22 protein-coding genes are annotated in these 22,218 nt (G+C 70.1%); 13 read left to right on the forward strand and 9 right to left on the reverse strand.

Annotation, left to right across the window (positions count from 1 at the left end):
- The first annotated feature begins 124 nt into the window (after positions 1 to 124).
- The 6 genes from CEK68_RS06060 (at position 125) to CEK68_RS06085 (ending at position 4,355) form a co-directional block, all read left to right on the forward strand.
- Positions 125 to 913: an enoyl-CoA hydratase-related protein gene (locus CEK68_RS06060; protein WP_152238852.1), complete on the forward strand. Its 789-nt coding sequence runs from the start codon at positions 125 to 127 to the stop codon at positions 911 to 913.
- Positions 910 to 1,314: a VOC family protein gene (locus tag CEK68_RS06065; RefSeq protein WP_152238853.1), complete on the forward strand. Its 405-nt coding sequence runs from the start codon at positions 910 to 912 to the stop codon at positions 1,312 to 1,314. Before CEK68_RS06060 ends, CEK68_RS06065 begins: the two co-directional genes overlap by 4 nt.
- A gap of 142 nt (positions 1,315 to 1,456) precedes the next feature.
- A complete protein-coding gene (locus CEK68_RS06070) occupies positions 1,457 to 2,353 on the forward strand; it encodes a hydroxymethylglutaryl-CoA lyase (RefSeq protein WP_152238854.1) in 897 nt (298 codons plus the stop codon).
- Positions 2,354 to 2,465: 112 nt separating this feature from the next.
- On the forward strand, positions 2,466 to 3,236 hold the full coding sequence (locus tag CEK68_RS06075; RefSeq protein WP_152238855.1) for an SDR family oxidoreductase: 771 nt from the start codon (positions 2,466 to 2,468) through the stop codon (positions 3,234 to 3,236).
- Positions 3,237 to 3,352: 116 nt separating this feature from the next.
- Positions 3,353 to 3,919, forward strand: a complete 567-nt coding sequence (yeiP, locus tag CEK68_RS06080; RefSeq protein ID WP_010343353.1) for an elongation factor P-like protein YeiP — start codon at positions 3,353 to 3,355, stop codon at positions 3,917 to 3,919.
- A gap of 4 nt (positions 3,920 to 3,923) precedes the next feature.
- Complete coding sequence (locus CEK68_RS06085; protein ID WP_152238856.1) at positions 3,924 to 4,355, forward strand: hypothetical protein; 432 nt, start codon at positions 3,924 to 3,926, stop codon at positions 4,353 to 4,355.
- Positions 4,356 to 4,700: 345 nt separating this feature from the next.
- Here CEK68_RS06085 and CEK68_RS06090 read toward each other — a convergent pair whose 3' ends face one another.
- From CEK68_RS06090 to CEK68_RS06100, 3 genes are all read right to left on the reverse strand, one after another.
- The gene (locus CEK68_RS06090; protein ID WP_226977779.1) at positions 4,701 to 6,557 is read right to left on the reverse strand and encodes a DUF4105 domain-containing protein; all 1,857 of its coding nucleotides are present in this window, start codon (positions 6,555 to 6,557) and stop codon (positions 4,701 to 4,703) included.
- Positions 6,558 to 6,619: 62 nt separating this feature from the next.
- On the reverse strand, positions 6,620 to 6,937 hold the full coding sequence (locus CEK68_RS06095) for a DUF2388 domain-containing protein (RefSeq protein WP_010341821.1): 318 nt from the start codon (positions 6,935 to 6,937) through the stop codon (positions 6,620 to 6,622).
- Between the two features lie 116 nt (positions 6,938 to 7,053).
- Entirely contained in the window at positions 7,054 to 8,442 is a 1,389-nt protein-coding gene (locus CEK68_RS06100) for an FAD-binding oxidoreductase (RefSeq protein ID WP_152238857.1), read from the reverse strand.
- A gap of 261 nt (positions 8,443 to 8,703) precedes the next feature.
- Here CEK68_RS06100 and serA point away from each other — a divergent pair, with 261 nt between their 5' ends.
- Positions 8,704 to 9,945, forward strand: coding sequence for a phosphoglycerate dehydrogenase (gene serA / locus CEK68_RS06105; protein WP_152238858.1), 1,242 nt, complete (start codon positions 8,704 to 8,706; stop codon positions 9,943 to 9,945).
- A gap of 208 nt (positions 9,946 to 10,153) precedes the next feature.
- Here serA and CEK68_RS06110 read toward each other — a convergent pair whose 3' ends face one another.
- A complete protein-coding gene (locus tag CEK68_RS06110; protein ID WP_152238859.1) occupies positions 10,154 to 10,735 on the reverse strand; it encodes an NUDIX hydrolase in 582 nt (193 codons plus the stop codon).
- Between the two features lie 169 nt (positions 10,736 to 10,904).
- On the opposite strand from CEK68_RS06110, the gene CEK68_RS06115 reads away from it, so the two are divergent.
- From CEK68_RS06115 to CEK68_RS06140, 6 genes are all read left to right on the forward strand, one after another.
- Complete coding sequence (locus tag CEK68_RS06115) at positions 10,905 to 12,377, forward strand: amino acid permease (protein ID WP_167522010.1); 1,473 nt, start codon at positions 10,905 to 10,907, stop codon at positions 12,375 to 12,377.
- 84 nt (positions 12,378 to 12,461) lie between these two features.
- Positions 12,462 to 13,895 (forward strand): amino acid permease, encoded by a 1,434-nt coding sequence (locus CEK68_RS06120; protein WP_152238861.1) that lies wholly within the window; start codon positions 12,462 to 12,464, stop codon positions 13,893 to 13,895.
- Positions 13,896 to 14,156: 261 nt separating this feature from the next.
- Complete coding sequence (locus CEK68_RS06125) at positions 14,157 to 14,798, forward strand: methylthioribulose 1-phosphate dehydratase (protein ID WP_017912143.1); 642 nt, start codon at positions 14,157 to 14,159, stop codon at positions 14,796 to 14,798.
- 93 nt (positions 14,799 to 14,891) lie between these two features.
- Positions 14,892 to 15,458, forward strand: a complete 567-nt coding sequence (locus CEK68_RS06130) for an acireductone dioxygenase (RefSeq protein WP_152238862.1) — start codon at positions 14,892 to 14,894, stop codon at positions 15,456 to 15,458.
- 3 nt (positions 15,459 to 15,461) lie between these two features.
- A complete protein-coding gene (mtnC, locus tag CEK68_RS06135) occupies positions 15,462 to 16,160 on the forward strand; it encodes an acireductone synthase (RefSeq protein WP_017912145.1) in 699 nt (232 codons plus the stop codon).
- Between the two features lie 34 nt (positions 16,161 to 16,194).
- Positions 16,195 to 17,274, forward strand: coding sequence for a C13 family peptidase (locus CEK68_RS06140; RefSeq protein WP_152238875.1), 1,080 nt, complete (start codon positions 16,195 to 16,197; stop codon positions 17,272 to 17,274).
- Positions 17,275 to 17,827: 553 nt separating this feature from the next.
- Here the strand turns inward: CEK68_RS06140 and CEK68_RS06145 are convergent.
- The 5 genes from CEK68_RS06145 to hisH all read right to left on the reverse strand — a co-directional run bounded on the left by CEK68_RS06145 (position 17,828) and on the right by hisH (position 22,205).
- The gene (locus tag CEK68_RS06145; RefSeq protein ID WP_193314120.1) at positions 17,828 to 19,411 is read right to left on the reverse strand and encodes a calcineurin-like phosphoesterase family protein; all 1,584 of its coding nucleotides are present in this window, start codon (positions 19,409 to 19,411) and stop codon (positions 17,828 to 17,830) included.
- 77 nt (positions 19,412 to 19,488) lie between these two features.
- Positions 19,489 to 20,112: a bifunctional phosphoribosyl-AMP cyclohydrolase/phosphoribosyl-ATP diphosphatase HisIE gene (gene hisIE / locus CEK68_RS06150; RefSeq protein WP_152238864.1), complete on the reverse strand. Its 624-nt coding sequence runs from the start codon at positions 20,110 to 20,112 to the stop codon at positions 19,489 to 19,491.
- Positions 20,102 to 20,878, reverse strand: coding sequence for an imidazole glycerol phosphate synthase subunit HisF (hisF, locus tag CEK68_RS06155; protein WP_152238865.1), 777 nt, complete (start codon positions 20,876 to 20,878; stop codon positions 20,102 to 20,104). Before hisF ends, hisIE begins: the two co-directional genes overlap by 11 nt.
- Complete coding sequence (gene hisA, locus CEK68_RS06160; protein ID WP_152238866.1) at positions 20,872 to 21,606, reverse strand: 1-(5-phosphoribosyl)-5-[(5-phosphoribosylamino)methylideneamino]imidazole-4-carboxamide isomerase; 735 nt, start codon at positions 21,604 to 21,606, stop codon at positions 20,872 to 20,874. The genes hisF and hisA overlap by 7 nt, the downstream gene beginning before the upstream one ends.
- Complete coding sequence (gene hisH / locus CEK68_RS06165; RefSeq protein ID WP_017913325.1) at positions 21,603 to 22,205, reverse strand: imidazole glycerol phosphate synthase subunit HisH; 603 nt, start codon at positions 22,203 to 22,205, stop codon at positions 21,603 to 21,605. Before hisH ends, hisA begins: the two co-directional genes overlap by 4 nt.
- Between the last annotated feature and the right edge of the window lie 13 nt (positions 22,206 to 22,218).

Raw genomic sequence — 22,218 nt, forward strand, 5'->3', positions numbered from 1 at the left:
AGCACGTTCCGTCGATAAGAATGGTTATCAATTGTAGCATCGCCGCGGCGCGTCATGGCGGGACCGGCACGGCCGGCTATGATCGCCGTATGGCTGCCGTTTTCCCTTTGTACGAGCGTGTTCGATGAGCGATGCCCTGTTGTTGCAACGATCCGGCAAGGTCCTGACCCTGCAGTTGAACCGACCCGAGGTCCGCAACGCCTTCGACGCCGCGCTGATCGCCCAGCTCAGCGCCGCCCTGCTGCAGATCGGCGCCGATCCGCAGGTGCAGGTACTGGTCCTGGCCGGTGCCGGCGCGGCGTTCTCGGCCGGCGCCGACCTGCAGTGGATGCGCTCGATGGCCGGCGCCGGCGAACAGGAGAACCTGGACGATGCGCTGGCCCTGGCGCGGCTGATGCGTCTGCTCGACGAACTGCCCAAGCCCACGGTGGCGCGGGTGCAAGGCGCGGCGTTCGGTGGCGCGGTGGGCCTGGTCGCCTGTTGCGACATCGCCGTGGCCGCCACCGATGCGCGCTTCGCGCTCAGCGAAAGCCGGCTGGGCCTGCTGCCGGCGGTGATCTCGCCGTACGTGATCGCGGCGATCGGCGCGCGCCAGGCGCGGCGCTGGTTCGCCAGCGCGGAAACCTTCGACGCCGCCACCGCGGCGCAGATCGGCCTGGTCCACCAGGCGGTGGCGCCGGAGGCGCTGGACGCGGCGGTGCAACGCCAGGTCGCCCTGCTCGGCCAGGCCGGGCCGCTGGCCGCCGCCGGCGCCAAGGCCCTGGTACGGCGGGTCGCGGCCGGCGGCGAGCGCGATGCGCTGGACCAGGCCAACGCGGCGCTGATCGCGCAATTGCGGGTCTCGGCCGAGGGCCAGGAAGGACTGAATGCGTTCCTGGAGAAACGCGAACCGGCCTGGAGGGCCAGCCCATGAACCCGCTCGACCATCTCGGCCTGCGCTGCAGCGACCTCGACCGCAGCCTGGCCTTCTACCGCGCCGCCCTGGCCGCGCTGGAGCTGGATGTGGTGATGCAGGTGAGCGCCGAGGAAAGCGGCGGCCAGCGCCACGTCGGTTTCGGCCGCGACGGCAAGCCCAGCTTCTGGATCGCCGACGGCGGCCGCGACGCCGGCGACAATGGCGTGCACGTGGCTTTCGTCGCCGCCAGCCGCGCGCAGGTGGACGCGTTCCATCGTGCCGGCCTGGCCGCCGGCGGCCGCGAGCACGGCGCGCCGGGCCTGCGCCCGCACTACCACCCCGAGTACTACGGCGCGTTCCTGCTGGATCCGGACGGCCACAACATCGAAGCGGTCTGCCACCGCCCGGCGTCGGCCTGATCCGCGCCGCCGCGTCGTTCCCGCGGACGGCGCTGGACGTGCCGCCGGTGTTTCACCGCCTCCCTCTCTCAGGAATTCCGATGATCCTCGTTGCTTCCCGTCTCATGCGCAGTACCCGGCCAACGGCGCAGGAGTCTCGCCGATGAGCGACCGCGTGCGCATCGTCGAAGTCGGCCCGCGCGACGGCCTGCAGAACGAGAAGGCCTGGGTCGCCACGGAAGACAAGATCGAGCTGATCGCGCGACTGGGGCGCACCGGCCTGCGCAGCATCGAGGCGACCAGCTTCGTCAGCCCGAAATGGGTCCCGCAACTGGCCGACGCGGCCGAGGTCTACGCCGGCATCGCGCAGGTGCCGGGCGTGGACTATCCGGTGCTGGTGCCGAACCTGCAGGGCTACGAACGCGCGGCCGCGGTCGGCGTGCGCGAGGTGGCCGTGTTCACCGCCGCCTCGGAGACCTTCAACCGCACCAATACCAATGCCGGCATCGACGAATCGCTGGCGCGCTTCGCGCCGGTGCTGGAGCGCGCGGCGGCGGACGGGGTCAAGGTCCGCGGCTACGTGTCCACGGTGCTCGGCTGTCCCTATCAGGGCGACGTCCCCCTGGCCGACGTGGTGCGGGTGGCGCAGCGGCTGCATGCGATGGGCTGCTACGAGATCTCGCTGGGCGACACCATCGGCGTGGGCACGCCGGGCAAGGCGCGGGCGATGCTGCGCGCGGTCGCCGCCGTGGTGCCGATGGACGCATTGGCGGTGCACTTCCACGACACCTACGGCCAGGCCCTGGCCAACATCGCCGCCTGCCTGGAAGAAGGCGCGCGCGTGGTCGATGCGGCCGTGTCCGGCGCGGGCGGCTGCCCGTATGCCAAGGGCGCCAGCGGCAATGTGGCCAGCGAGGACGTGGTCTACCTGCTGCACGGCAATGGCGTGGACACCGGCATCGACCTGCCCGCGCTGGCCGCGACCGGCCGCTGGCTGGCGCAGAAACTCGGCCGGCCGACCGGCAGCAAGGTCGGCCAGGCGCTGGGTGCCGAGGCCTGAGCCGCGACAGCGCCGCATCCGGCGACAGGCTTGCGCACCGCGGGCGATCGTCGCGTCTCGCCGCAATCGGCGGCAGCCTCTAAACTGGGCGTTTTCCTGGGAGGGAACATCCATGCAGCTTGCCGATCTCAAAGCGGTGGTCACCGGCGGCGTGTCCGGCCTCGGCCTGGCGGTGGCGCAGCGCATCGTCGCCGAAGGCGGCAAGGTCGCGCTGTTCGATCTGAACGACGACAAGGGCTCGGCCACGGTCGCCGCGCTGGGTGCGGAGCGGGCCTGCTACCTGCGCACCGACGTCAGCGACGAGGCCCAGGTCGCGGCGCAGCTGGCGGCGGCACGCGATTTCCTCGGCGGCCTCAATGCCGCGGTCAACTGCGCCGGCATCCTCGGCGCCGGCCGCGTGCTCGGCAAGGAAGCGCCGATGCCGCTGGCCACCTTCCAGGGCACGGTGATGGTCAACCTGGTCGGCAGCTTCAACGTCGCCAAGGCCGCCGCCGACCTGATGCAGCACAACGCCCCGGGCGAGGACGACGAGCGCGGCGTCATCGTCAACACCGCCAGCGTCGCCGCCTACGAAGGCCAGATCGGCCAGGCCGCCTACGCCGCGTCCAAGGGCGGCGTGGTGGCGATGACCCTGCCGATGGCGCGCGAACTGGCGCGCTTCGGCATCCGCGTCAACACCATCGCCCCGGGCATCTTCTGGACCCCGATGGTCGACGGCATGCCCGAGGCCGTGCAGCAGTCGCTGGCCGCGTCGATCCCGTATCCTTCGCGTCTCGGCCGCCCGGACGAATTCGCCGACACGGTGATGTTCCTGCTGCGCAACCGCTACCTCAATGGCGAAACCATCCGCCTCGACGGCGCGGTGCGGTTGGCGCCTAAGTAGCCGGGAATGGAGAATGGGGAATGGGGAATCGCAACGGCGTTTCCCTTCCGCTGATCCTCTCCGCCTGCTTGACCCTGTTTCGATTCCCTATTCCCCATTCCCGATTCCCAGCCCTCATGAAAGCCAACGAAATCAAGAAAGGCAACGTCGTCGAGTACAACAACGGCGTGTACCAGATCCGCGACATCGAGCGCAGCTCGCCGCAGGGCCGCGGCGGCAACGTGCGCTTCCGCTTCGTGATGTACAGCGTGCCGGGCGGCAACAAGCTCGATGCCAGCTTCGACGGCGACGACGACCTGCGCGAGGTCGAGCTGATGCGCCGCCAGGCCACCTTCTCGTACAAGGACGGCGAGGCCTTCGTGTTCCTCGACGACGAGGACTACACCCCCTACACCCTGGACGCCGATGCGATCGGCACCGACGCCGGCTACATCACCGACGGCCTCAGCGGCATTTACGTGCAGGTCATCGACGACCAGCCAGTGGCGATCCAACTGCCGCAGAGCGTGACCCTGGAAGTGATCGAGACCCCGCCGGAACTCAAGGGCGGCACCGCCACCAAGCGCCCGAAGCCGGCCAAGCTCAACACCGGCATCGAGATCATGGTGCCGGAGTACATCGGCAACGGCGAGCGCGTGCTGGTCAACACCACCACCGGCGAATTCGCCGGCCGCGCCGACTGAGCCCATGCGCGGGCGCCGTGTCACCCACGTCTCCCGCACAGGCAGCGCCGCGCATGCGCCGCGGCGCGCCTGCCTCGGCCTGCTGCTGGCCGTGCCGGTGCTGGCGCTCGCCGTGCCGGCGACGCCGGCCACGGCGGCCGCCCCCAAGCCCGCGTGCACGATTCCCGACGCGGTCGATCCCGAGCACCACGACGGTTTCTGCACGCTGCCCGCGCCGATCCGCGCCTTCGTCGCGCGCCAGGACACCTGCACCCATTTCGCCGGCGAAGAGCCCTACGACGCGGCGCGGCGGCGCGAACTGGAGCAGGCGATGGCCAAGTACTGCGACGGCAACGAACAGACCTGGGCGACGCTGCGTGCACAGTACCGCCAGGATCCGCCGCGCGACGCCTGGCTGCGCCGCTACGGCGAGGATGCGGGTCTTGAGCTGCCGTGATGACGGCTTGCCGGCCGGCAAGGTGGCGCCCTTGCGGGCATCGGCGTCGGCCCTGACGGCCGTCGACATCGGCCGGCTTCGCGTCTTCGCTCGTCGCGGCTGAAGCCGCCCCCTACATAAATGGGTTGGAAGCGCGCCGCGTTTCTGTGGGAGGGACTTCAGTCCCGACCGATGGAGCTATCAGTCTTCCTTCATGCGAACACGGCTGCGCCTGCGACGCACCGGTGCTGCGGACTCACGCCGCGAACGTCGCGGGAGCGGCTTCAGCCGCAACCGCGCCGTCGTCAACCGCACGCGCGATCCAGTTCCCTTCGATCGCCTCGCATCACAAGCCCGCACGCCGCGCTACGGCTGCCCACCACGCTGCCGCAATAGCGACGGCGAATCCAACTGCAGTCCGCCGCCTTCGCGATTGAGCGTGCGCAGGCGTGCGCCCAGCGTCGCCAGGTTGGCATCGATCTGCGCCAGGTCCGCCTGCAGCGGCGCCGGCAGCAACCCGCGCAGGCGCGTCTGCAGCGCGGCGCCGTCGTCGTGCAGCGCCGCGATCCGTGCCTGTCCCTGCACCTGCAGCCAAGCGCGTTCCTGCGCCTGCGGCAGGCCATAGCCCGGCTGCCCCTGCAGCAGGCTCGCCGGTTGGCTCAGTAGCCCCTGCTCGGCCAGCACGGCACGCACAGCGCTGGCGGCGTCACGCGTGTCGGCACCCGCATCGCCCTCGCCCGCACCGGCCACCGCAGTCGGCTGCGGCTTGCCCAGATAGCGCCGCTTCAACGCATCGCGGCCGCGCTGTTCGGCGCGGCGGCGGGCGGCGTTCTCCAGCACCAGCAAGGCGGCACTGGCACGCAGGTCGCCACGCTCAAGCCACGGCGCGCGCTGCGCGGCCGGCAGGTCCAGCCACGCGTCGGCATTGCGGGCCGGCAGTGCCAGGGAGCCGCGCGCCACCGCGAACATCTGCGCAAAATGCGCGCTCGCCGCCGGGAAGAAGTAGCCATCGCGCACCGCCGCGTCGGCGTCGTCGAACACCGACGCATCGGCGATGCCGGCGCGTACCAGGCGCCGGCGCAGGCCGGTCGGGCTGATCCCGGACAGGTGCGCGGCCGCCAGCCGCGGCACGCCGTCGTGCAACAAGGCGTAGGTCTCCACCGCGCAGTTGTTGCTCAGGAAGTAATAGCGGCCGTCGTAGCTCCAGTGCAGTTGCGCGGCACGCTCCAGCAGCGCGGCGATCTCTTCGCGCGACAGCCGCAACGGCAGCGACTGCAGGCCGCGCAACTGCACCTGGGTGTAGTCGTCCACCACCTGGCGCAGCGGCAACACGAACAGTCGCGACGGGTAGGAGCCGGTGAGCCCGCGCAGGTTGGAAATCTGCACGTCGTCGACGAAGGCGCGGAACGACAGCACCCGGTGCTCGGCCAGGTCCAGCCGGCATGCCGGGCCCAGCGGCCGCCCCGGCGCGCAGATCACCAGGCGCAACATGCTGTGGCCCCAGTGGCTCATCGGCTGCGCGTTGCCTTCGGCCAGCAGGTAGTCCACCGCGTAGATCCGCGCCGGGTCCACCTGCAGCAAGGCGGCCGCGTCGGCCAGCGGGTCCTGCACGAACACCTGGCCGGGCGCGCATGCGCTCGCCGGTGGCGTCCATGCCAGGCGTGCGGCGAAGTAGCGGGCCAGCGCCGGCCGCCGGCAGACGTAGTCCGGATCGAGCAGGAAGTGCTCGAGATTCACCGCCACGAACTCGGCCGGCGACTGCAATTCGTAGGGATCCGGGCTGCGCTCGGCGAACCGGTTCTGGCCGCGACGCAGGCCCAGGCGCATCGGGCTGACCTGCCAGCCGGCCAGATCCAGCAGGCGCGGATCGGACGACAGCCGCCCCGCCGCGGAGCGGTCGTAGAAGTGCGCCAGCTCGTGCAGCAGGGCGGCCAGCGCCGGCCGCCGCGCCGGATCGACGGCAGGATCGGTGTCGGGATCCTCTGCCGCCATCCAGTCGCGCAGCAGGCGCTTGTTCAACAGCAGGCGTTTGGCCTGCGCGCGCCCGTGCACCTGTGCGGGGAGGTCGTCGCGCCACTGCAGCGGCAGCCCTGCGGGCAGCGCCGCGGTCCAGGCCGGCGGCAGCCGCGCCTGCGCCGCAGCCAGCACGGCCTGGCTGGCGGTGCGCTCGGCTGGGCTCAGCCCGCTCTCGTCGGCAGACAGCGGCGCGGCCACTGCGGGCATCGCAGCAGCCAGCGCCAGGACCGCCAGCCACCGCGCGCGCAGGCGCCGTGGCCGGCGCGCGATCACAGCGCCAGGATCGCCTGCGCCAGTTCCAGATCGCTGGCCTGTTGCGCCTGCGGGTTGCGCTCGCGCAGCACGCGCAGCGCCGCTTCCAGTTGCACGCCGCGGATGCGGCCGGCGCTGGCGACGAAGCCGGCCGCGTCGTCGCGCGCCTGCAGCACCACCTTGTCGTTGTTGGAACTGCTGTCCGAGGACGCCGAACTGCCGGCCGAGCCGGCCGAGGCCGAACCGGCGGAGCTGCCGGCGAAGCTGGACGCCTGCGCGAACGCGGGCAGGATCAGGGCGAACAGCAGGGCGCAGCGCGCGGTCACTCGGGTCATCGCAATCGTTCCAAACGGGATCGTGAAAAAGGGGACGGCCAGTGCCGCGCCGCATAGCCTAGCGGTCCGCCCCGCGCAGCGCCTGAACGGGCCGCGCGGCGGTCTCGCGGCCGGACTCAGGGATCGAACAGCTTGCCCGGATTGAGCAGCCCGGACGGATCGAACACGCGCTTGACCGCGCGCATCAACGCGATCTCCTCGGCGCCGCGGGTGCTGTCCAGGTAGGGTTTCTTGACCAGGCCGATACCGTGCTCGGCGGAGATGCTGCCGCCGTGCTCGGCCAGCACCTGCGCCAGCAGCTTGGTGACCTGCTCGCAGGCGGCGATGAACTCCGCCGGCGCAGTGGCCTCGGGCTTGAGCACGTTGATGTGCAGGTTGCCGTCGCCGATGTGGCCGAACCACACCACCTCGAACTGCGGGTAGGCCTCGCCGAGCAGCGCCTGGGTCCGCGCCAGGAACGCCGGCATCGCCGAGATCCGCACCGACACGTCGTTCTTGTAGGGGGTGTAGCGCGCCACCGCCTCGGTAATGCCTTCGCGCAGGCGCCACAGCTGCGCGGCCTGCGCCTCGCTCTGGCTGATCACCCCGTCCAGCACCCAGCCCTGCTCCATGCAGGCCTCGAACGCGGCCAGCGCCGCGGCCTCCTGCGCCTCGTTGCCGCTGGCGTACTCGGTGACCACGTAGTACGGATAGAGGGTGTCGAACGGCGCCTGCGCGCCGTGCGCCAGCACGTGCTGCAGCGCACGGTCGGTGAAGAACTCGAACGCCTCCAACTGCAGCCGGCTGCGGAATGCGGCGAACACCTGCATCAGCACCTCGAACGAGGGCAGCGCCAGCAGCATCACGTTGCTCGGCGGCGGCGGATCGGTGAGGCGCAGGGTGGCTTCGACCACGATGCCGAGGGTGCCTTCGGAGCCGATCAGCAACTGGCGGAAATCGTAGCCGCTGGAATTCTTGATCAGCCCGCGGTTGAGCTCGAGCAGCTCGCCGCTGCCGGTGACCACCTTCAAGCCGGCGATCCACTCGCGGGTGTTGCCGTAGCGGATCACGCGGATACCGCCGGCATTGGTGGCGATGTTGCCGCCGATCGAGCACGACCCGCGCGCGGCGAAGTCCACCGGGTAAAGCAGCCCGTGCTCGCGCGCGGCGTTGTGCACCGCCTCCAGCGGCATCCCGGCCTGCACGGTGAGGGTGCGGTCGACCGGATCGAAGGCCAGCGCCTTGTTCATCCGCTCCAGACTCAGCACCAGTTCGCCGTGCGCGGCCACCGCGCCGCCGGACAGGCCGGTACGGCCGCCGGAGGGCACCACCGCCACCGCGTGGTCGTTGGCCCAGCGCAGCACCGCCTGCACCTCCTCCACCGTGGCCGGCAACGCGATCGCCAGCGGCGCCGGGGTCCAGCGCCGGGTCCAGTCGCGGCCGTAGTGCTCGAGGTCGGCGGGATCGGTCTTCAGGCGCAGGCCGGGAACGGCAAGGGCCAGGGCATCCAGGCGCGGGTCGGTCATAAGTGGAGAGGTCGAAGCGTAGACAATCGTTCAAGCGTGCCAGCCTTGCGCAACGGCGTCCAGTTCGCTGCCAGCAGGTCGCCGCGTTTGCGAATCCCCACTCCCCACTCCCGAATCCCCCGCCGGCCACCGCCAATCGATGCACCTGAAACCGTCCGCCGGCGTTGCATCCACGGTCTCCCGGCATGCTATTGCGGCGCACCAAAGCGCGAAGCCATCTGGCATAGTGACCAGCCCGTTGGCCATCGCTCCCTCGCCGCAATGTCGCCCAAGAAGACCTCGTTTCCGAAGCAGGATATCCGCGTGCTGCTGCTCGAAGGCATCAGCCAGACCGCCGTCGACGTGTTCCGCGCGGCCGGCTACTCGCAGATCGAACTGCACGCCAAGTCGCTGCCGGAAGACGAGCTCAAGCAGCGCATCGCCGAGGCGCACATCGTCGGCATCCGCTCGCGCACCCAGCTCAGCGCCGAGGTGCTGGCCCACGCCAAGCGCCTGATCGCGGTCGGCTGCTTCTGCATCGGCACCAACCAGGTCGACCTGGACGCCGCGGAACTGGCCGGCATCCCGGTGTTCAATGCGCCCTACTCCAACACCCGCAGCGTCGCCGAGCTGGTGATCGCCGAGGCCATCCTGCTGTTGCGCGGCATTCCGCAGAAGAACGCCGAATGCCACCGCGGCGGCTGGTCGAAGTCGGCCGCCGGCAGCCACGAGACGCGCGGCAAGGTGCTGGGCATCGTCGGCTACGGGCATATCGGCACCCAGGTCGGCGTGCTGGCCGAGGCGCTGGGCATGCAGGTGATCTTCCACGACATCGAGACCAAGCTGTCGCTGGGCAACGCCCGCACCGCCACCGACCTGGACGACCTGCTGGCGCGCTCGGATGTGGTCACCCTGCACGTGCCGGAAACCGCGGCCACCCGCGACATGATCGGCGCCACGCAGCTGGCGCAGATGAAGCCGGGCGCGCACCTGATCAACGCCTCGCGCGGCACGGTGATCGACATCGATGCACTGGACGCGGCGCTGCGCAGCGGCCACATCGGCGGTGCCGCGGTGGACGTGTTCCCGATCGAACCCAAGGGCAACGGCGACCTGTTCGAATCGCCGCTGGCCGCGTACGACAACGTGATCCTGACCCCGCACGTCGGCGGCAGCACGCTGGAAGCGCAGGACAACATCGGCGTGGAAGTGGCGGCCAAGCTGGTGCGCTACAGCGACAACGGCAGCACCCTTTCGGCGGTGAACTTCCCCGAGGTGACCCTGCCCGAGCACGCCGAGAGCCTGCGCCTGCTGCACATCCACCGCAACGTGCCGGGCGTGCTGTCGCAGATCAACGAACTGTTCTCGCGCCACAACGTCAACATCGACGGCCAGTTCCTGCGCACCGACCCCAAGGTTGGCTACGTGGTGATCGACGTGGGCGCCAGCGAGGAGCAGGCGGCGGTGCTGAAGGAGGAGCTGGCGCAGGTGGCGGGGACGTTGCGGACGCGCATTCTTTACTAGCGGGGATTTGGGATTGGGGATTGGGGATTTGGGATTGGGGATTTGCGGGTGCGCTGCGCGCCCGGACCCTCACCCCAACCCCTCTCCCGGAGGGAGAGGGGCTAGCGCTTTTCCTTCTCCCTTAGGGAGAAGGTGCCCCGAAGGGGCGGATGAGGGTACGGGCGAAGCCTCGTGTTGCCAGATTGATGCAGCGCTTCGCGCCCGACCCTCACCCCAACCCCTCTCCCGAGGGGAGAGGGGCTGATGCGCTGCGCTTCAACCACTTCTGCGTCATGCGCCGCAGCGACGGATCCAGGTCCGCTTCATCCAGCAATTCGGCAATCGGGCGCCAGGCCAACGCCAGCGATTCTTCGCTGACAGCGAAGGCTTCGTCCGCGCCGGCGCGGACCACGTAGCGTGCGTCGTAATGCCAGTGCCCCGGCACCTCGCCGCGGGCGGGAATCCAGTGCCGGTCCAGGTCGAAGATCGCGCCATCCTCCAGTGCCAGGCCGGGCAGCCCCGATTCTTCCTCGGCCTCCCTCAAGGCCACCCGCGCCAGATCGCGGTCGCCGTCGGCGTGGCCGCCCAGTTGCAGCCAGCGCTGCAGCTTGCGGTGATGGGTCAACAGGGTGCGCGTGCCGTCGGCGCTGACCAGCCAGGCCGAGCCGGTGAAATGGCCGTCCAGGCGTGCGCGCACGAACGGATCGGCGGCATCGTCGAGCAAGGCCAGGAACTGCGCGGCGACCTCGGCCTGGTCCGGGCACTGCCCGGCATGGGCCTGCAACTGCTGGCGTAGGGACGACTCCGGCATCGGCGTTCTCGCATTCGGGGGCGGCCATTATCGCCGTCCACGGTGCAGCGCGGCTTGTGGCGGCCGGCCGGCTTTGGCATGGTACGACGCTTGCGTCGCCCGCTGCGGGCCCGGCGCTTCGCCATTGCCGGGGCCGCTTGCCCCGTACCGCCACCTGGGGATGCACCGAATGCTCAAGTCTTTGCTGAGGGTCAAGCCGATCGAACCGGCCGGTCACGTCGATGCCGGCGAACCGTTCGAAGGCAGTCTGGAGGGCGAAGCCACCCTCAAACGCACCCTCACCGCCAGACACCTGATCCTGCTCGGCATCGGCGCGGTGATCGGCGCCGGCATCTTCGTGCTCACCGGCCAGGCCGCGGCCAATCATGCCGGCCCGGCGGTGATGCTCTCGTTCGTGTTCGCCGGCCTGGCCTGCGCCTTCGCCGGCCTGTGCTATGCCGAATTCGCGGCGATGCTGCCGGTCTCCGGCAGCGCCTACTCGTACTCCTACGCCACGCTCGGCGAAGGCGTGGCCTGGTTCATCGGCTGGTGCCTGGTGCTGGAATACCTGTTCGCCGGCTCCAGCGTCGCGGTCGGCTGGTCGGCCTATCTGATCAGCTTCGTCACCGGCACCCTCGGCCTGCCCTTCCCCGCGGAACTGGCCAGCGCGCCGCTGACCTGGACCGGCCACGCCTTCGTCGCCTCGGGCAACATCGTCAACCTGCCGGCGGTGCTGATCGTGGCCGCGGTCAGCACGCTGTGCTACGTCGGCGTCACTCAATCGGCCTTCGTCAACGCCATCGTGGTGGCGATCAAGGTGCTGGTGATCTGCCTTTTCGTCGGCGTCGGCATCTTCTACATCAACCCGGACAACTGGCATCCGTTCATCCCGGAAAACACCGGCCCGGGCGAGTTCGGCTGGAGCGGCATCTTCCGCGCCGCCTCCATCGTGTTCTTCTCCTATATCGGCTTCGATGCGGTCTCCACCTCCGCCGGCGAGACCAAGGACCCGCAGAAGAACATGCCGATCGGCATCCTGGTGTCGCTGGCCATCTGCACCGTCATCTACATCATCGTCTGCGCGGTGCTGACCGGCCTGCTGCCCTACACCCAGCTCGGCACCGCCAAGCCGGTGGCCACTGCGCTGGAGCACTATCCGCAGCTGGCCTGGCTGAAGACCTTCGTCGAGATCGGCGCCATCGCCGGCCTGTCCTCGGTGGTGCTGGTGATGCTGATGGCGCAGCCGCGCATCTTCTACACCATGGCGCGCGACGGCCTGCTGCCGAAGCTGTTCGGCAAGGTGCACCGCCGTTTCCACACCCCCTACGTCGGCACCGTGGTGGTCGGCGTGCTCGCTGCGCTGCTGGCCGGACTGATTCCGCTGGACGTGCTGGGCGAACTGGTGTCGATGGGCACCCTGCTGGCCTTCGCCACGGTGTGCGTCGGCGTGATGGTGCTGCGCTTCACCCGTCCGGATCTGCCGCGCCCGTTCCGGGTGCCGCTGTTCTGGGCGGTGTGCCCACTGGGCGCGCTGTTCTGCGTGGGCCTGTTCTTCCAGGCATTCCAGGAACACTGGAAGGTGTTCGTCGGCTGGACCCTGATCGGGCTGTGCATCTACTTCTTCTACGGCATCCGCAACAGCCGCCTGGCCACCAAGGCCTGATCCGCTCCTCCGAAGACCGGCGTCCGCGCCGGTCTTCGCGTTCGCACCCCTTCCTCGCACGCCGCGCCCGGCTGGAACCGCTCGATGCTCAAACAACTCTTGGCCACCAAACACCCCCATGCCAGCCACGAGGACGCCGGCGGGCTGGGCCTGCAACGTGCACTCGGCCCCTGGGGCCTGACCGCGCTGGGCATCGGCGCGGTGATCGGCGGCGGCATCTTCGTCATCACCGGGCAGGCCGCGGCCAACCATGCCGGGCCGGCGATCATGCTCTCATTCGTGCTGGCCGCGGTGTGCTGCGCGTTCTGCGCGCTGGCCTACGCCGAGTTCGCGGCGATGGTGCCGGTCTCCGGCAGCGCCTACACCTACACCTACGCCACCTTCGGCGAACTGGCGGCCTGGTTCATCGGCTGGATGCTGGTGCTGGAGTACGGCGTGTCGGCCTCGGCGGTGGCGGTCAGCTGGACCGGCTATTTCCTGAGCCTGCTCGACCACTTCAACATCCATCTGCCCGCGGCACTGGTCAACGCGCCGCTGGACGGGAAGCTGCAGCCCACCGGCGCGATCGCCAACCTGCCTGCCGCCGGCATCGTGCTGCTGCTGACCTGGCTGTGCTACGTCGGCATCCGCAAGTCCTCGGCCATGAACATGGCGATGGTGGTGCTGAAGAGCGGCCTGATCCTGCTGGTCATCGCCGCCGGCTGGAAGTACGTGGACCCGGCCAACTGGCACCCGTTCATCCCCGCCAACGAAGGCCCGGGCAAGTACGGCCTGGACGGCGTGCTGCGCGGCGCGGCGATGGTGTTCTTCGCCTACATCGGCTTCGAGGCGGTGTCGGTGGCGGCGCAGGAATCGCACCGGCCGCAGCGCGACCTGCCGATCGGCATGATCCTGTCGCTGGTGATCTGCACCGTGCTGTACATCGCCATGGCCGCGGTGATGACCGGGCTGGTGCCGTTCGCGCAACTGGGCACCGACGAGCCGGTGGTGACCGCGGTCGCCGCGCATCCGCAACTGGGCTGGCTGCGCGTGGTGGTGGAGGTCGGCGCGCTGATCGGCCTGTCCTCGGTGGTGCTGGTGATGATCATCGGCCAACCGCGCATCTTCATGATCATCGCCCGCGACGGCCTGCTGCCGCCGGTGTTCACCAAGATCCACCCGACCTACCGCACCCCGCACGTCAACACGGTGATCACCGGCATCGGCATCGCCCTGCTGGCGGCGCTGTTCCCGCTGGACGTGCTGGGCGAACTGACCTCGATGGGCACCCTGATCGCCTTCGCCGCGGTCTGCGCCGGCGTGCTGATCCTGCGCCGCACCCAGCCGGACCTGCCGCGGCCGTTTCGCATTCCGTTCGCCTGGCCGATCTGCATCGCCGGCGTGCTCAGCTGCCTGGCGCTGCTGTCGGCGATGACCGCGCACAATTGGATGCTGATGGCCGGCTGGACGGTGATCGGCCTGGCGATCTACTTCGGCTACGGCTACCGCCACAGCCGCCTGCGCGGCAGCCAAGGCTGAGCGCAGAGCCCCTTTCCCATCGGGAGAGGGGTTGGGGTGAGGGTACGGCGCGCGAAGCGCTGCACCCATCTGGCAACACGAGGCTTCGCACGTACCCTCATCCGCCCCTGCGGGGCACCTTCTCCCGACGGGAGAAGGGAGAAGCCAAAGCCCCTCTCCCCCCGGGAGAGGGGTTGGGGTGAGGGTACGGCGTGAGGAGGTGCTACTGGGTGCACCACCACCTGTCATCCCAATCCAGCGATCAAGCCCTACACTACGCGCATGAACGCACTGCCCTACGATTCCGAGCGCCTGCGCACGCTGGCGCACCTGCTGATCGACAACATCCGCGAGCTCTCGCAGGCCGGCTGGACGCCCGCCACCAGCAGCAACTTCTCGCACCGCCTGGACGATCGCCATGCCGCGATCACCGTCTCCGGTCGCGACAAGGGCCGGCTGGTCGAGGACGACATCATGGTGGTGGACTTCGACGGCCAGGCCGTCGGCCGGCCGCTGCGCCCGTCCGCCGAGACCCTGCTGCACACCCAGCTGTACCGGCGCTTCCCCGAGGTCGGCTGCATTCTGCACACGCACTCGCCGGTGCAGACCATCGCCTCGCGCCTGTATGCGCCGCAGGGCCATATCCGCCTGGAAGGCTACGAGCTGCTGAAGGCGCTGCACGGCAACCAGACCCACGAGACCGCGGTGGACCTGCCGGTGTTCGCCAACACCCAGGACATGACCGTGCTGGCCGCGCAGGTCGACGCCCTGCTCGATCGCACGCCGCTGTGGGGCTACCTGATCGACGGCCACGGCCTGTACGCCTGGGGCCGCGACATGGCCGAAGCGCGCCGCCACCTCGAAGCCTTCGAGTTCCTGCTGCACTGCGAGCTGGAGCTGCGCAAACTGCGCGCCGCCGGCTGATCCGCCGCGGCGCGACAGCGTTCCAGCGCCGCAACGGCCGCCGGCCGCGCACCTGCTACCCTTTTCGTCCCCACTCCGCTTTCGCCCGCCGCCATGAGCCGACTCCGCATCTTCGCCGACACCACTCCCGACGCGCCGCTGTTCGACAGCCGCGATGGCGACGCGATCGCCGCTGAACTGCACAAGATCGGCGTCACCTTCGAGCGCTGGCAGGCCAACCAGCCGATCGAGCCCGGCGCCTCGCCGGACGCGGTCATGGCCGCCTACAAGGCCGACATCGACCGCCTGGTCGCCGCCAACGGCTTCAAGACCGTGGACGTGGTCAGCATCGCCCCGGACAACCCGCAGCGCGAGGAGATGCGCAAGAAGTTCCTCGACGAGCACTTCCACAAGGAAGACGAGGTGCGCTTCTTCGTCGCCGGCTCCGGCCTGTTCACCCTGCATGTGGACGGCAAGGTCTACGAGATCGAGTGCGTGCAGGACGACCTGATCGCCGTGCCCGACGGCACCCACCACTGGTTCGACATGGGCCCGGAGCCGCGCTTCGTCGCGATCCGCTTCTTCACCGAGCCGGACGGCTGGGTCGGCCACTTCACCGGCACCGACATCGCCCAGCGCTTCCCGCGCTACGAGGCGAAGCTGCGCGGCGAGGCGCACTGAGCGATGACCGATCCGCGCGTCGTACTCACCGACATCGAAGGCACCACCAGCAGTATCTCCTTCGTCAAGGACGTGCTGTTCCCCTATGCGCGCCGCGCCCTGCCCGGCTTCGTGCGCGAGCACGGCCAGCAGCCGCAGGTGCGGCAATGGCTGGATGCCGTCGCCAGCGAATGCGGCGGCATCTGCACCGATGCGGTGATCGTGGAGACCCTGCAGGGCTGGATCGACGAGGACCGCAAGCACACCGCGCTGAAGGCGCTGCAGGGCATGATCTGGGAAGCCGGCTACCGCGATGCCGACTTCACCGCGCACATCTATCCCGATGCCGCGCCGGCGCTGCGCCGCTGGCATGCCGACGGCCGCGCGCTGTACGTGTACTCGTCCGGCTCGGTACCGGCGCAGAAGCTGTTCTTCGGCCACAGCGACGCCGGCGATCTGCGCGGCCTGTTCTCCGGCTGGTTCGATACCGAGATCGGCGGCAAGCGCGAGCAACCCAGCTACGCGCGCATCGCCGAGGCGATCGGCGTGGCGCCGGCGCAGATCGTGTTCCTGTCCGACGTGGTCGCCGAACTGGATGCGGCCCGCGCCGCCGGCCTGGACACGGTGCTGATCGACCGCCGCGACGATTACCCGCAACCGCGCCAGGGCGAGGCCTGCAACGGCCACCGCCGCGCGGAGAGCTTCGCCGACCTGGGCTTCTGAGTCCCCGCGCATGCGCAGGCCTGTCGCTGCCTTGATGGCCGCCCTGGCGGCGTTGCGGCGCCCGTTGGCCGTGCTGCGGCGCCGGCTGCTGCCGGCCGCGCTGCTGGCGCTGGCGCTGCCCGCCTGCCATTCCGATGCCGGCGCCATGCCGGCCGGCGTGGCCGACACCGCGCAGGACGAGGCGGCGCAGGATCCGGTCGACCAGGCGCAGCTGCGCCAGGCGCTGGGGTCGCTGCAGTCTCAGCGCCCGGGCGTCCCCGACCTGTACGTGGTCGGCTTCGCCGGCGACGCCAGCGAGGACGTGTTCCGCAACGAAGTGCTGTACCTGCGGCAGATGTTCACGCAGCGCTTTGGCGCCGCTGGCCGCATCGCCACTTTGATCAACCACGGCGACAATCTCGGCGCGCACGCCTACGCGCCGCAGGCCTCCTACGACAACCTGGCCGATACGCTGGACCGCATCGGCAAGCTGATGGACAAGCGCGAGGACGCGCTGCTGCTGTTCCTGACCAGCCACGGCACCGAGCAGCACGAGCTGTATCTGCAGTTCGGCCCCGGCGAGGATGCCGAGTACGACACCATCACCCCGCAGGAACTGCGCCGCCTGCTCGACGACGCCGGCATCCGCAACCGCATCATCGTGATTTCGGCCTGCTACTCCGGCGGCTTCGTGCCGGCGCTGAAGACCGCCGACACCCTGGTGATCACCGCCGCCCGTCGCGACCGGCCCTCGTTCGGCTGCGGCAACACCGCCAGCGCCACCTATTTCGGCCGCGCCTGGTTGATCGACGCGCTGGCGCGCACCACCGATCTGGTCGACAGCTATCGCCTGGCCAGCGCCGAGATCAGCGCACGCGAGCAGGCCGAAGGCGAGGCGCCGTCGTATCCGCAGCTGTACGTGGGCGCGCGCATCGGCGCTTGGCTGCAGCACTGGCGCGCGCAGTTGCCGAGCGCCACCGCGCCGCCGTACCCGTATCCGGAGCCCGATGCGGACGACGCGGCGGATGCGGACGATGGCGAGCAGAGCCTCAAGCGTGGCGCAGCGACCGCGCCAGACACGGCGGCGCGCGCGCAGAACCCCGCACCGCCGACGAAGCGCACGCCGGCGCGGTGACGCAACCGCGCAGGACGCGGGGTCGACTGTATGCGACGTCGCGCGCACTCGCGTGTTTGCCGGCCGCTCCTGCCCTCGACCGCGTAAGCCCGACCCCGTGTAGCAGGCCGAAAGGATGAGAGTGATTCGCGTTCGATCGCGACGTGTGAGCGCTCGCTAGAATGCCTCCCGCAGCAAGCCAGCCCGCGTTTCGCCAGCCAACTGCGCCCCCGATCCGACCGCCCGCCAGCCTTCGCTCGCCAGCCAGGATCATTTGGTTTTGTAGGCCTCCTTCGTGGAGGTTTTTTTGTTTCTGGGGTTCGGTGTGGCGCGTGTGGACCGCGAGCCTCTTGCCGTTGGCGGTGGATGGCGCGACCGTATTACCGCGCTTGTCGCGGCTGAAGCCACTCCTACGTGGGTCCGACGCTGCGAGACGCTGATCGGCGCCTGTGGGAGGGGCTTCAGCCCCGACGCCTGGGACGCATGGCGACTAAAGCTCTGTCGCGACAGTGACGGTGACCGGGCACGCAGCATCGCTGCGCGCAAATATGCCGGTCACCACCGCCGCATCCCATCAGGGGCTCGCGTCCTGCAATCGATAGCTGCCGCTGGCGTGCTGCTCGCCGCGCCAGCGGTCGAACGCGCGGACCTCGATGCGGTGCGCACCCACGCTCAGTTCGGTCGGCAAGGCGCCGCGCCACAGGTGTTGCGACGGAATCGCTTCCGGCGACCGATCGTAGCCGCGCAACGCGTCGGCGGCATCGTCGCGCGCGTTCTCGGCGAGCAGAGCCGGGTCCGGCTGTTCGACCCGCTGCATCGGCTTCCAGGCGCCGTCGTCCACGCGGTACTCGACGCGCGTGTCGTCCTCGCCCATGTACACGTTCGCGTACACACCCCAGGCCGGATAGGCACCGCGGCGCAATACCTTCGGCGCATGCAGGCCGATCTGGGTGTCGTCGGCGGCACGCGCGGCGTGGTACGCCAGCGCATAGCCGCCGTCGCGGCGCACGGTCAGCAGTGCATAGCCGTTCGGGGTGCCGTCGGCCATGGTCGCGGCGGGAATGCCCTCGGCATCCTTGACCCCGGACCAGAACGCGCCGCAGGCCGCGCCGACGTTGTATTCGTGCAGCGGCTGCGCGCCGTGCCAGCCCTCGTCGGCACCGTGGTAATAGTGGCGTTGGGTGTGGCTGTGGCCGCTGAGTACCAGCACATGCGGGAACGCCTGCAGCAGCGCGAACAGCCGCGCGCGATCGGCATGGCGGAAGGTCTCCTTGCCGGGCGCCGCATCGAACAGCGGGATGTGCAGGCCCAGCACCACCAGCCGCTCCTTGGGCACGCTGGCCAGGTAGGCCTGCAGGAACGCGAACTGGTCCGCGCGCAGGCCGCCGATGTACTTCGGCTGCTGCGTCGGCTGGTAGACCACGTCGTCCAGGAACACGAAGCTGGCGCCGCCCTCTTCCACCGCGTAGGTGTCGGGACCGTAGACCGCACGCCAGCTCGACAGCGAATCGACGTCGTCGGTCGCGTCGAAGTTGAGGTCGTGGTTGCCGGGCACATGGAACCACGGCACGCCGAGCTTGGCGGTTTCCGCATTCAGCGCCGGATACAGCGACAGGTCGTCGCTGACCACGTCGCCCAGGGTGGTGCCGATGCGCGCATGGGTCTTGCCGCGCAAGGGCGCGACGATGTCGCGGGCGTAGTAGCCGACATCGGTCATCGACGCGGTCTGGGTATCGGCGAACACCAGCACCTCGGTGCTGTCGGCCTTGGGCTGCGCGCGCAACGCGAAGTCCCAGTGGTCGGTGGCGCCGCGGGTGGGCGCGATGCCCGGATACTTGAGCGTGGGCGAGCCGGCGGGCGCGTAGTGCCGCCAGTAGTCCGGCAGGCCGTTGCCGGCGCTGGCGAAGCTGTAGCCGTCGGGCTTGATCACGAACACCGTGCGGCCGGGCTCCACCTGCAGGCGGTAGCGGCCCTGCGCGTCGGTGCGGACGATGTGCACGCCGTCGGACACCTGCACGCCGGCGATGCCGGCATCGCCCGGGCCGCGGCCCGGGGCGTTGTCGCGTTCCTGGTAGACGCTGCCGCTGATCGTCGCGGTCTGCGCCAAGGCGGGAGCGGCGGCGGCCAACAGGCAGGCAAGGACGACGGTGCGCAGCATGCGGAACATCCGGAGAAGCCGAGGGCCCCCGATTGTAGCCAACGACATCGACACGGCGATGACCGCGCCGGACAGACTCAGCGGTGCCGCGCTTCCAGCACGGCCACCGCGTCGGCCAGGCCCAGGCCGCGTGCGCGCAGCAGCACGGTCAGGTGGTAGAGCAGATCGGCGGACTCGCCGAGCAGTTCCTCGTCGCCCTGGGCGACGCCGGCCAGTGCGGTCTCCACGCCCTCCTCGCCCACCTTCTGCGCAATGCGCCGCGTGCCTTTCTCGAACAGCTGCGTGGTGTAGCTACCCGCAGGCCGCTCGCGTTCGCGTTGCGCGACAAGGCGGTCGAGCGCGCCCAGGAACTGGCCCGGCGCCTGCGGGAAGCAGCTGTCGCGACCCAGGTGGCAGGTCGGCCCGCGCGGATGCGCCAGCACCAGCAGGGTGTCGCGATCGCAATCGGTGTCGATCGCCACCACGTCCAGCACGTTGCCGGAGCTTTCGCCCTTGGTCCACAGCCGCTGCTTGCTGCGGCTGTAGAAGGTGACCTGGCCGCTGCGGCGCGTCTGCGCCAGCGCCTCCTGGTTCATATAGCCCAGCATCAGCACGCGCAGCGTGGCGGCATCCTGCACCACCACCGGCAGCAAGCCGTCGCCCTTGCCCCAGTCCAGCGCCGCATCGGCGGCGTCCGCGTCGTGGGAGTGTTCATGCGCCATCGCGCACCTCGATCTGTCGTTGGCGCAGGAAGCGCTTGAGTTCGGGAATGGGGATCGCGCCGCTGTGGAAGACGCTGGCGGCCAGCGCGCCGTCGACGTCGGCACGCTCGAACACGTCGGCGAAGTGCTGCATCTCGCCGGCGCCGCCGGACGCCACCAGCGGTACCTTGCACAGGGCGCGCACCTCGTGCAGCTGGGCGATGTCGTAGCCGCGGCGCACGCCGTCGCTGTCCATGCAGTTGAGCACGATCTCGCCGGCGCCCAGGCGCTGCGCCTCCACCACCCAGTCCAGGGTGCGCATGCGCAGCGCCTGGGTCTTGCTGGGATCGCCGGTGAAGCGGCGCACGCGCCATTGGCCGTCGTCCTCGCGGATCGAATCGATGCCGACCACCACGCACTGCACGCCGAAGGCCTCGGCCAGTTCGGCGATCAGCGCCGGCCGCTCCAGCGCCGGCGAGTTGATCGAGATCTTGTCGGCGCCGGCGTGCAGCACCGCGCGCGCGGTGGCGACGTCGCGGATGCCGCCGGCCACGCAGAACGGGATGTCCAGCAACCGCGCCACCTTTTCGACCCAGGCGTAGTCCACCGAGCGCCCTTCCGGACTGGCGCCGATGTCGTAGAACACAAGTTCGTCGGCGCCCTGGTCGCGGTAGCGCAGCGCCAGCTCGGCGATATCGCCCATGTCCACGTGGTCGCGGAACTTGACGCCCTTGACCACGCGCCCCTCGCGCACGTCCAGGCACGGGATGATGCGCCGGCTCAGCATGCCAGCGCCTCGTCCAGGCGCAGCCGCCCTTCCAGCAAGGCCTTGCCGAGCACCGCCCCGGCGCAGCCGGCCTCGCGCGCGCCGCGCACGTCGGCAGCGTTGCGGATGCCGCCGGAGGCCTGCACCGCCAACGCCGGCGCGAGCTGCCGCAGATGCGCGTACAGCGCCAGGTTCGGCCCGGACAGCATGCCGTCGCGGGCGATGTCGGTGCACAGCAGGTGGATCAGGCCGGCCGCGGCGTACTCGCCGGCCAGCGCGTCCAGGCTCAGCGACGAGGTCTCGGTCCAGCCGTGCACCGGTAGGCGCCAGACGCCGTGCGCGTCCTGGCGGCTGTCCAGCGCCACGGTGATGCGCTCGGGACCGAATTCGGCCAGCCACTCCAGCACCGACTCGCGGTCGCGTACCGCCAGCGAGCCGATCACCACGCGGCTGGCGCCGGCCTCGAGCAGGCGCTGCACGTCGGCGCGCGAGCGCACGCCGCCGCCGGTCTGCACCTGCAGCCCGGTCTCGTTGCGGATCCGCTGCAGCAGCGGTGCCAGGGTATAGCCGCCGGCGCGGGCCGCATCCAGGTCGACCAGGTGCATCCACTGCGCACCGGCTTCGGCGAAGGCCTGGGCGCGGCGCAGCGGATCGTCGCCGTAGTGGGTCTCGCGGGCGTAGTCGCCCTGCGCCAACCGCACCACGCGGCCGTCGCGGATGTCCAGGGCGGGATAGACGACGAAGCTCATGGGAAATCGGTCTCGAGGAAGTTGCGCAGGATGCGCGCGCCGGTGTCGGCGGAGCGCTCGGGATGGAATTGCGCGCCGCAGCGGCGACCATGCTGCACCACCGCGGTGAACAGACCGCCATGATCGCAGGCGGCGACAGTGTCGCCTGTGACCGGTGCGGCATAGCCGTGCACGAAATAGGCGCTGGCACCGTCCGGCACGCCCGCCAGCAACGACGACGGGCGCAGCGGCAACAGCCGGTTCCAGCCCATGTGCGGCACGCGGATGCCCAGCGCCGGCGGCATGCGCCGGACCACGCCGGTCAGCAGGCCCAGGCAATCGACATCGCCCTCCTCGGAATGCTCGAACAGCAACTGCATGCCCAGGCAGATGCCGATCAGCGGCACCTGTAGCGCGCGCAGCGGCTCGAGCAGGCCCTGCTCGCGCAGCCGCGCCATCGCATGCGGTGCCGCTCCCACGCCCGGCAGGATCACTCGCTCCGCGCCCTGCAGACCGGCCGCGTCGCGCACCAGCCGCGGCTCCACGCCGAGCCGCTGCAGCGCATAGCGCACCGAACCGAGGTTGGCGCCGCCAGCGTCGATCAAGGCCACCGTGCTCATCGCACCCTCCGCG

The organism is Xanthomonas sp. LMG 12461, assembly GCF_009192935.1.
Lineage (GTDB): Bacteria > Pseudomonadota > Gammaproteobacteria > Xanthomonadales > Xanthomonadaceae > Xanthomonas_A > Xanthomonas_A sontii.

Excerpts from the sequence above, each read along its gene's own strand:
- CEK68_RS06060 (WP_152238852.1), top strand. The coding sequence starts at position 125 with ATGAGCGATGCCCTGTTGTTGCAACGATCCGGCAAGGTCCTGACCCTG.
- CEK68_RS06065 (WP_152238853.1), top strand. The coding sequence starts at position 910 with ATGAACCCGCTCGACCATCTCGGCCTGCGCTGCAGCGACCTCGACCGC.
- CEK68_RS06070 (WP_152238854.1), top strand. The coding sequence starts at position 1,457 with ATGAGCGACCGCGTGCGCATCGTCGAAGTCGGCCCGCGCGACGGCCTG.
- CEK68_RS06075 (WP_152238855.1), top strand. The coding sequence starts at position 2,466 with ATGCAGCTTGCCGATCTCAAAGCGGTGGTCACCGGCGGCGTGTCCGGC.
- yeiP (WP_010343353.1), top strand. The coding sequence starts at position 3,353 with ATGAAAGCCAACGAAATCAAGAAAGGCAACGTCGTCGAGTACAACAAC.
- CEK68_RS06085 (WP_152238856.1), top strand. The coding sequence starts at position 3,924 with ATGCGCGGGCGCCGTGTCACCCACGTCTCCCGCACAGGCAGCGCCGCG.
- CEK68_RS06090 (WP_226977779.1), bottom strand. The coding sequence starts at position 6,557 with ATGCCCGCAGTGGCCGCGCCGCTGTCTGCCGACGAGAGCGGGCTGAGC.
- CEK68_RS06095 (WP_010341821.1), bottom strand. The coding sequence starts at position 6,937 with ATGACCCGAGTGACCGCGCGCTGCGCCCTGCTGTTCGCCCTGATCCTG.
- CEK68_RS06100 (WP_152238857.1), bottom strand. The coding sequence starts at position 8,442 with ATGACCGACCCGCGCCTGGATGCCCTGGCCCTTGCCGTTCCCGGCCTG.
- serA (WP_152238858.1), top strand. The coding sequence starts at position 8,704 with ATGTCGCCCAAGAAGACCTCGTTTCCGAAGCAGGATATCCGCGTGCTG.
- CEK68_RS06110 (WP_152238859.1), bottom strand. The coding sequence starts at position 10,735 with ATGCCGGAGTCGTCCCTACGCCAGCAGTTGCAGGCCCATGCCGGGCAG.
- CEK68_RS06115 (WP_167522010.1), top strand. The coding sequence starts at position 10,905 with ATGCTCAAGTCTTTGCTGAGGGTCAAGCCGATCGAACCGGCCGGTCAC.
- CEK68_RS06120 (WP_152238861.1), top strand. The coding sequence starts at position 12,462 with ATGCTCAAACAACTCTTGGCCACCAAACACCCCCATGCCAGCCACGAG.
- CEK68_RS06125 (WP_017912143.1), top strand. The coding sequence starts at position 14,157 with ATGAACGCACTGCCCTACGATTCCGAGCGCCTGCGCACGCTGGCGCAC.
- CEK68_RS06130 (WP_152238862.1), top strand. The coding sequence starts at position 14,892 with ATGAGCCGACTCCGCATCTTCGCCGACACCACTCCCGACGCGCCGCTG.
- mtnC (WP_017912145.1), top strand. The coding sequence starts at position 15,462 with ATGACCGATCCGCGCGTCGTACTCACCGACATCGAAGGCACCACCAGC.
- CEK68_RS06140 (WP_152238875.1), top strand. The coding sequence starts at position 16,195 with ATGGCCGCCCTGGCGGCGTTGCGGCGCCCGTTGGCCGTGCTGCGGCGC.
- CEK68_RS06145 (WP_193314120.1), bottom strand. The coding sequence starts at position 19,411 with ATGCTGCGCACCGTCGTCCTTGCCTGCCTGTTGGCCGCCGCCGCTCCC.
- hisIE (WP_152238864.1), bottom strand. The coding sequence starts at position 20,112 with ATGGCGCATGAACACTCCCACGACGCGGACGCCGCCGATGCGGCGCTG.
- hisF (WP_152238865.1), bottom strand. The coding sequence starts at position 20,878 with ATGCTGAGCCGGCGCATCATCCCGTGCCTGGACGTGCGCGAGGGGCGC.
- hisA (WP_152238866.1), bottom strand. The coding sequence starts at position 21,606 with ATGAGCTTCGTCGTCTATCCCGCCCTGGACATCCGCGACGGCCGCGTG.
- hisH (WP_017913325.1), bottom strand. The coding sequence starts at position 22,205 with ATGAGCACGGTGGCCTTGATCGACGCTGGCGGCGCCAACCTCGGTTCG.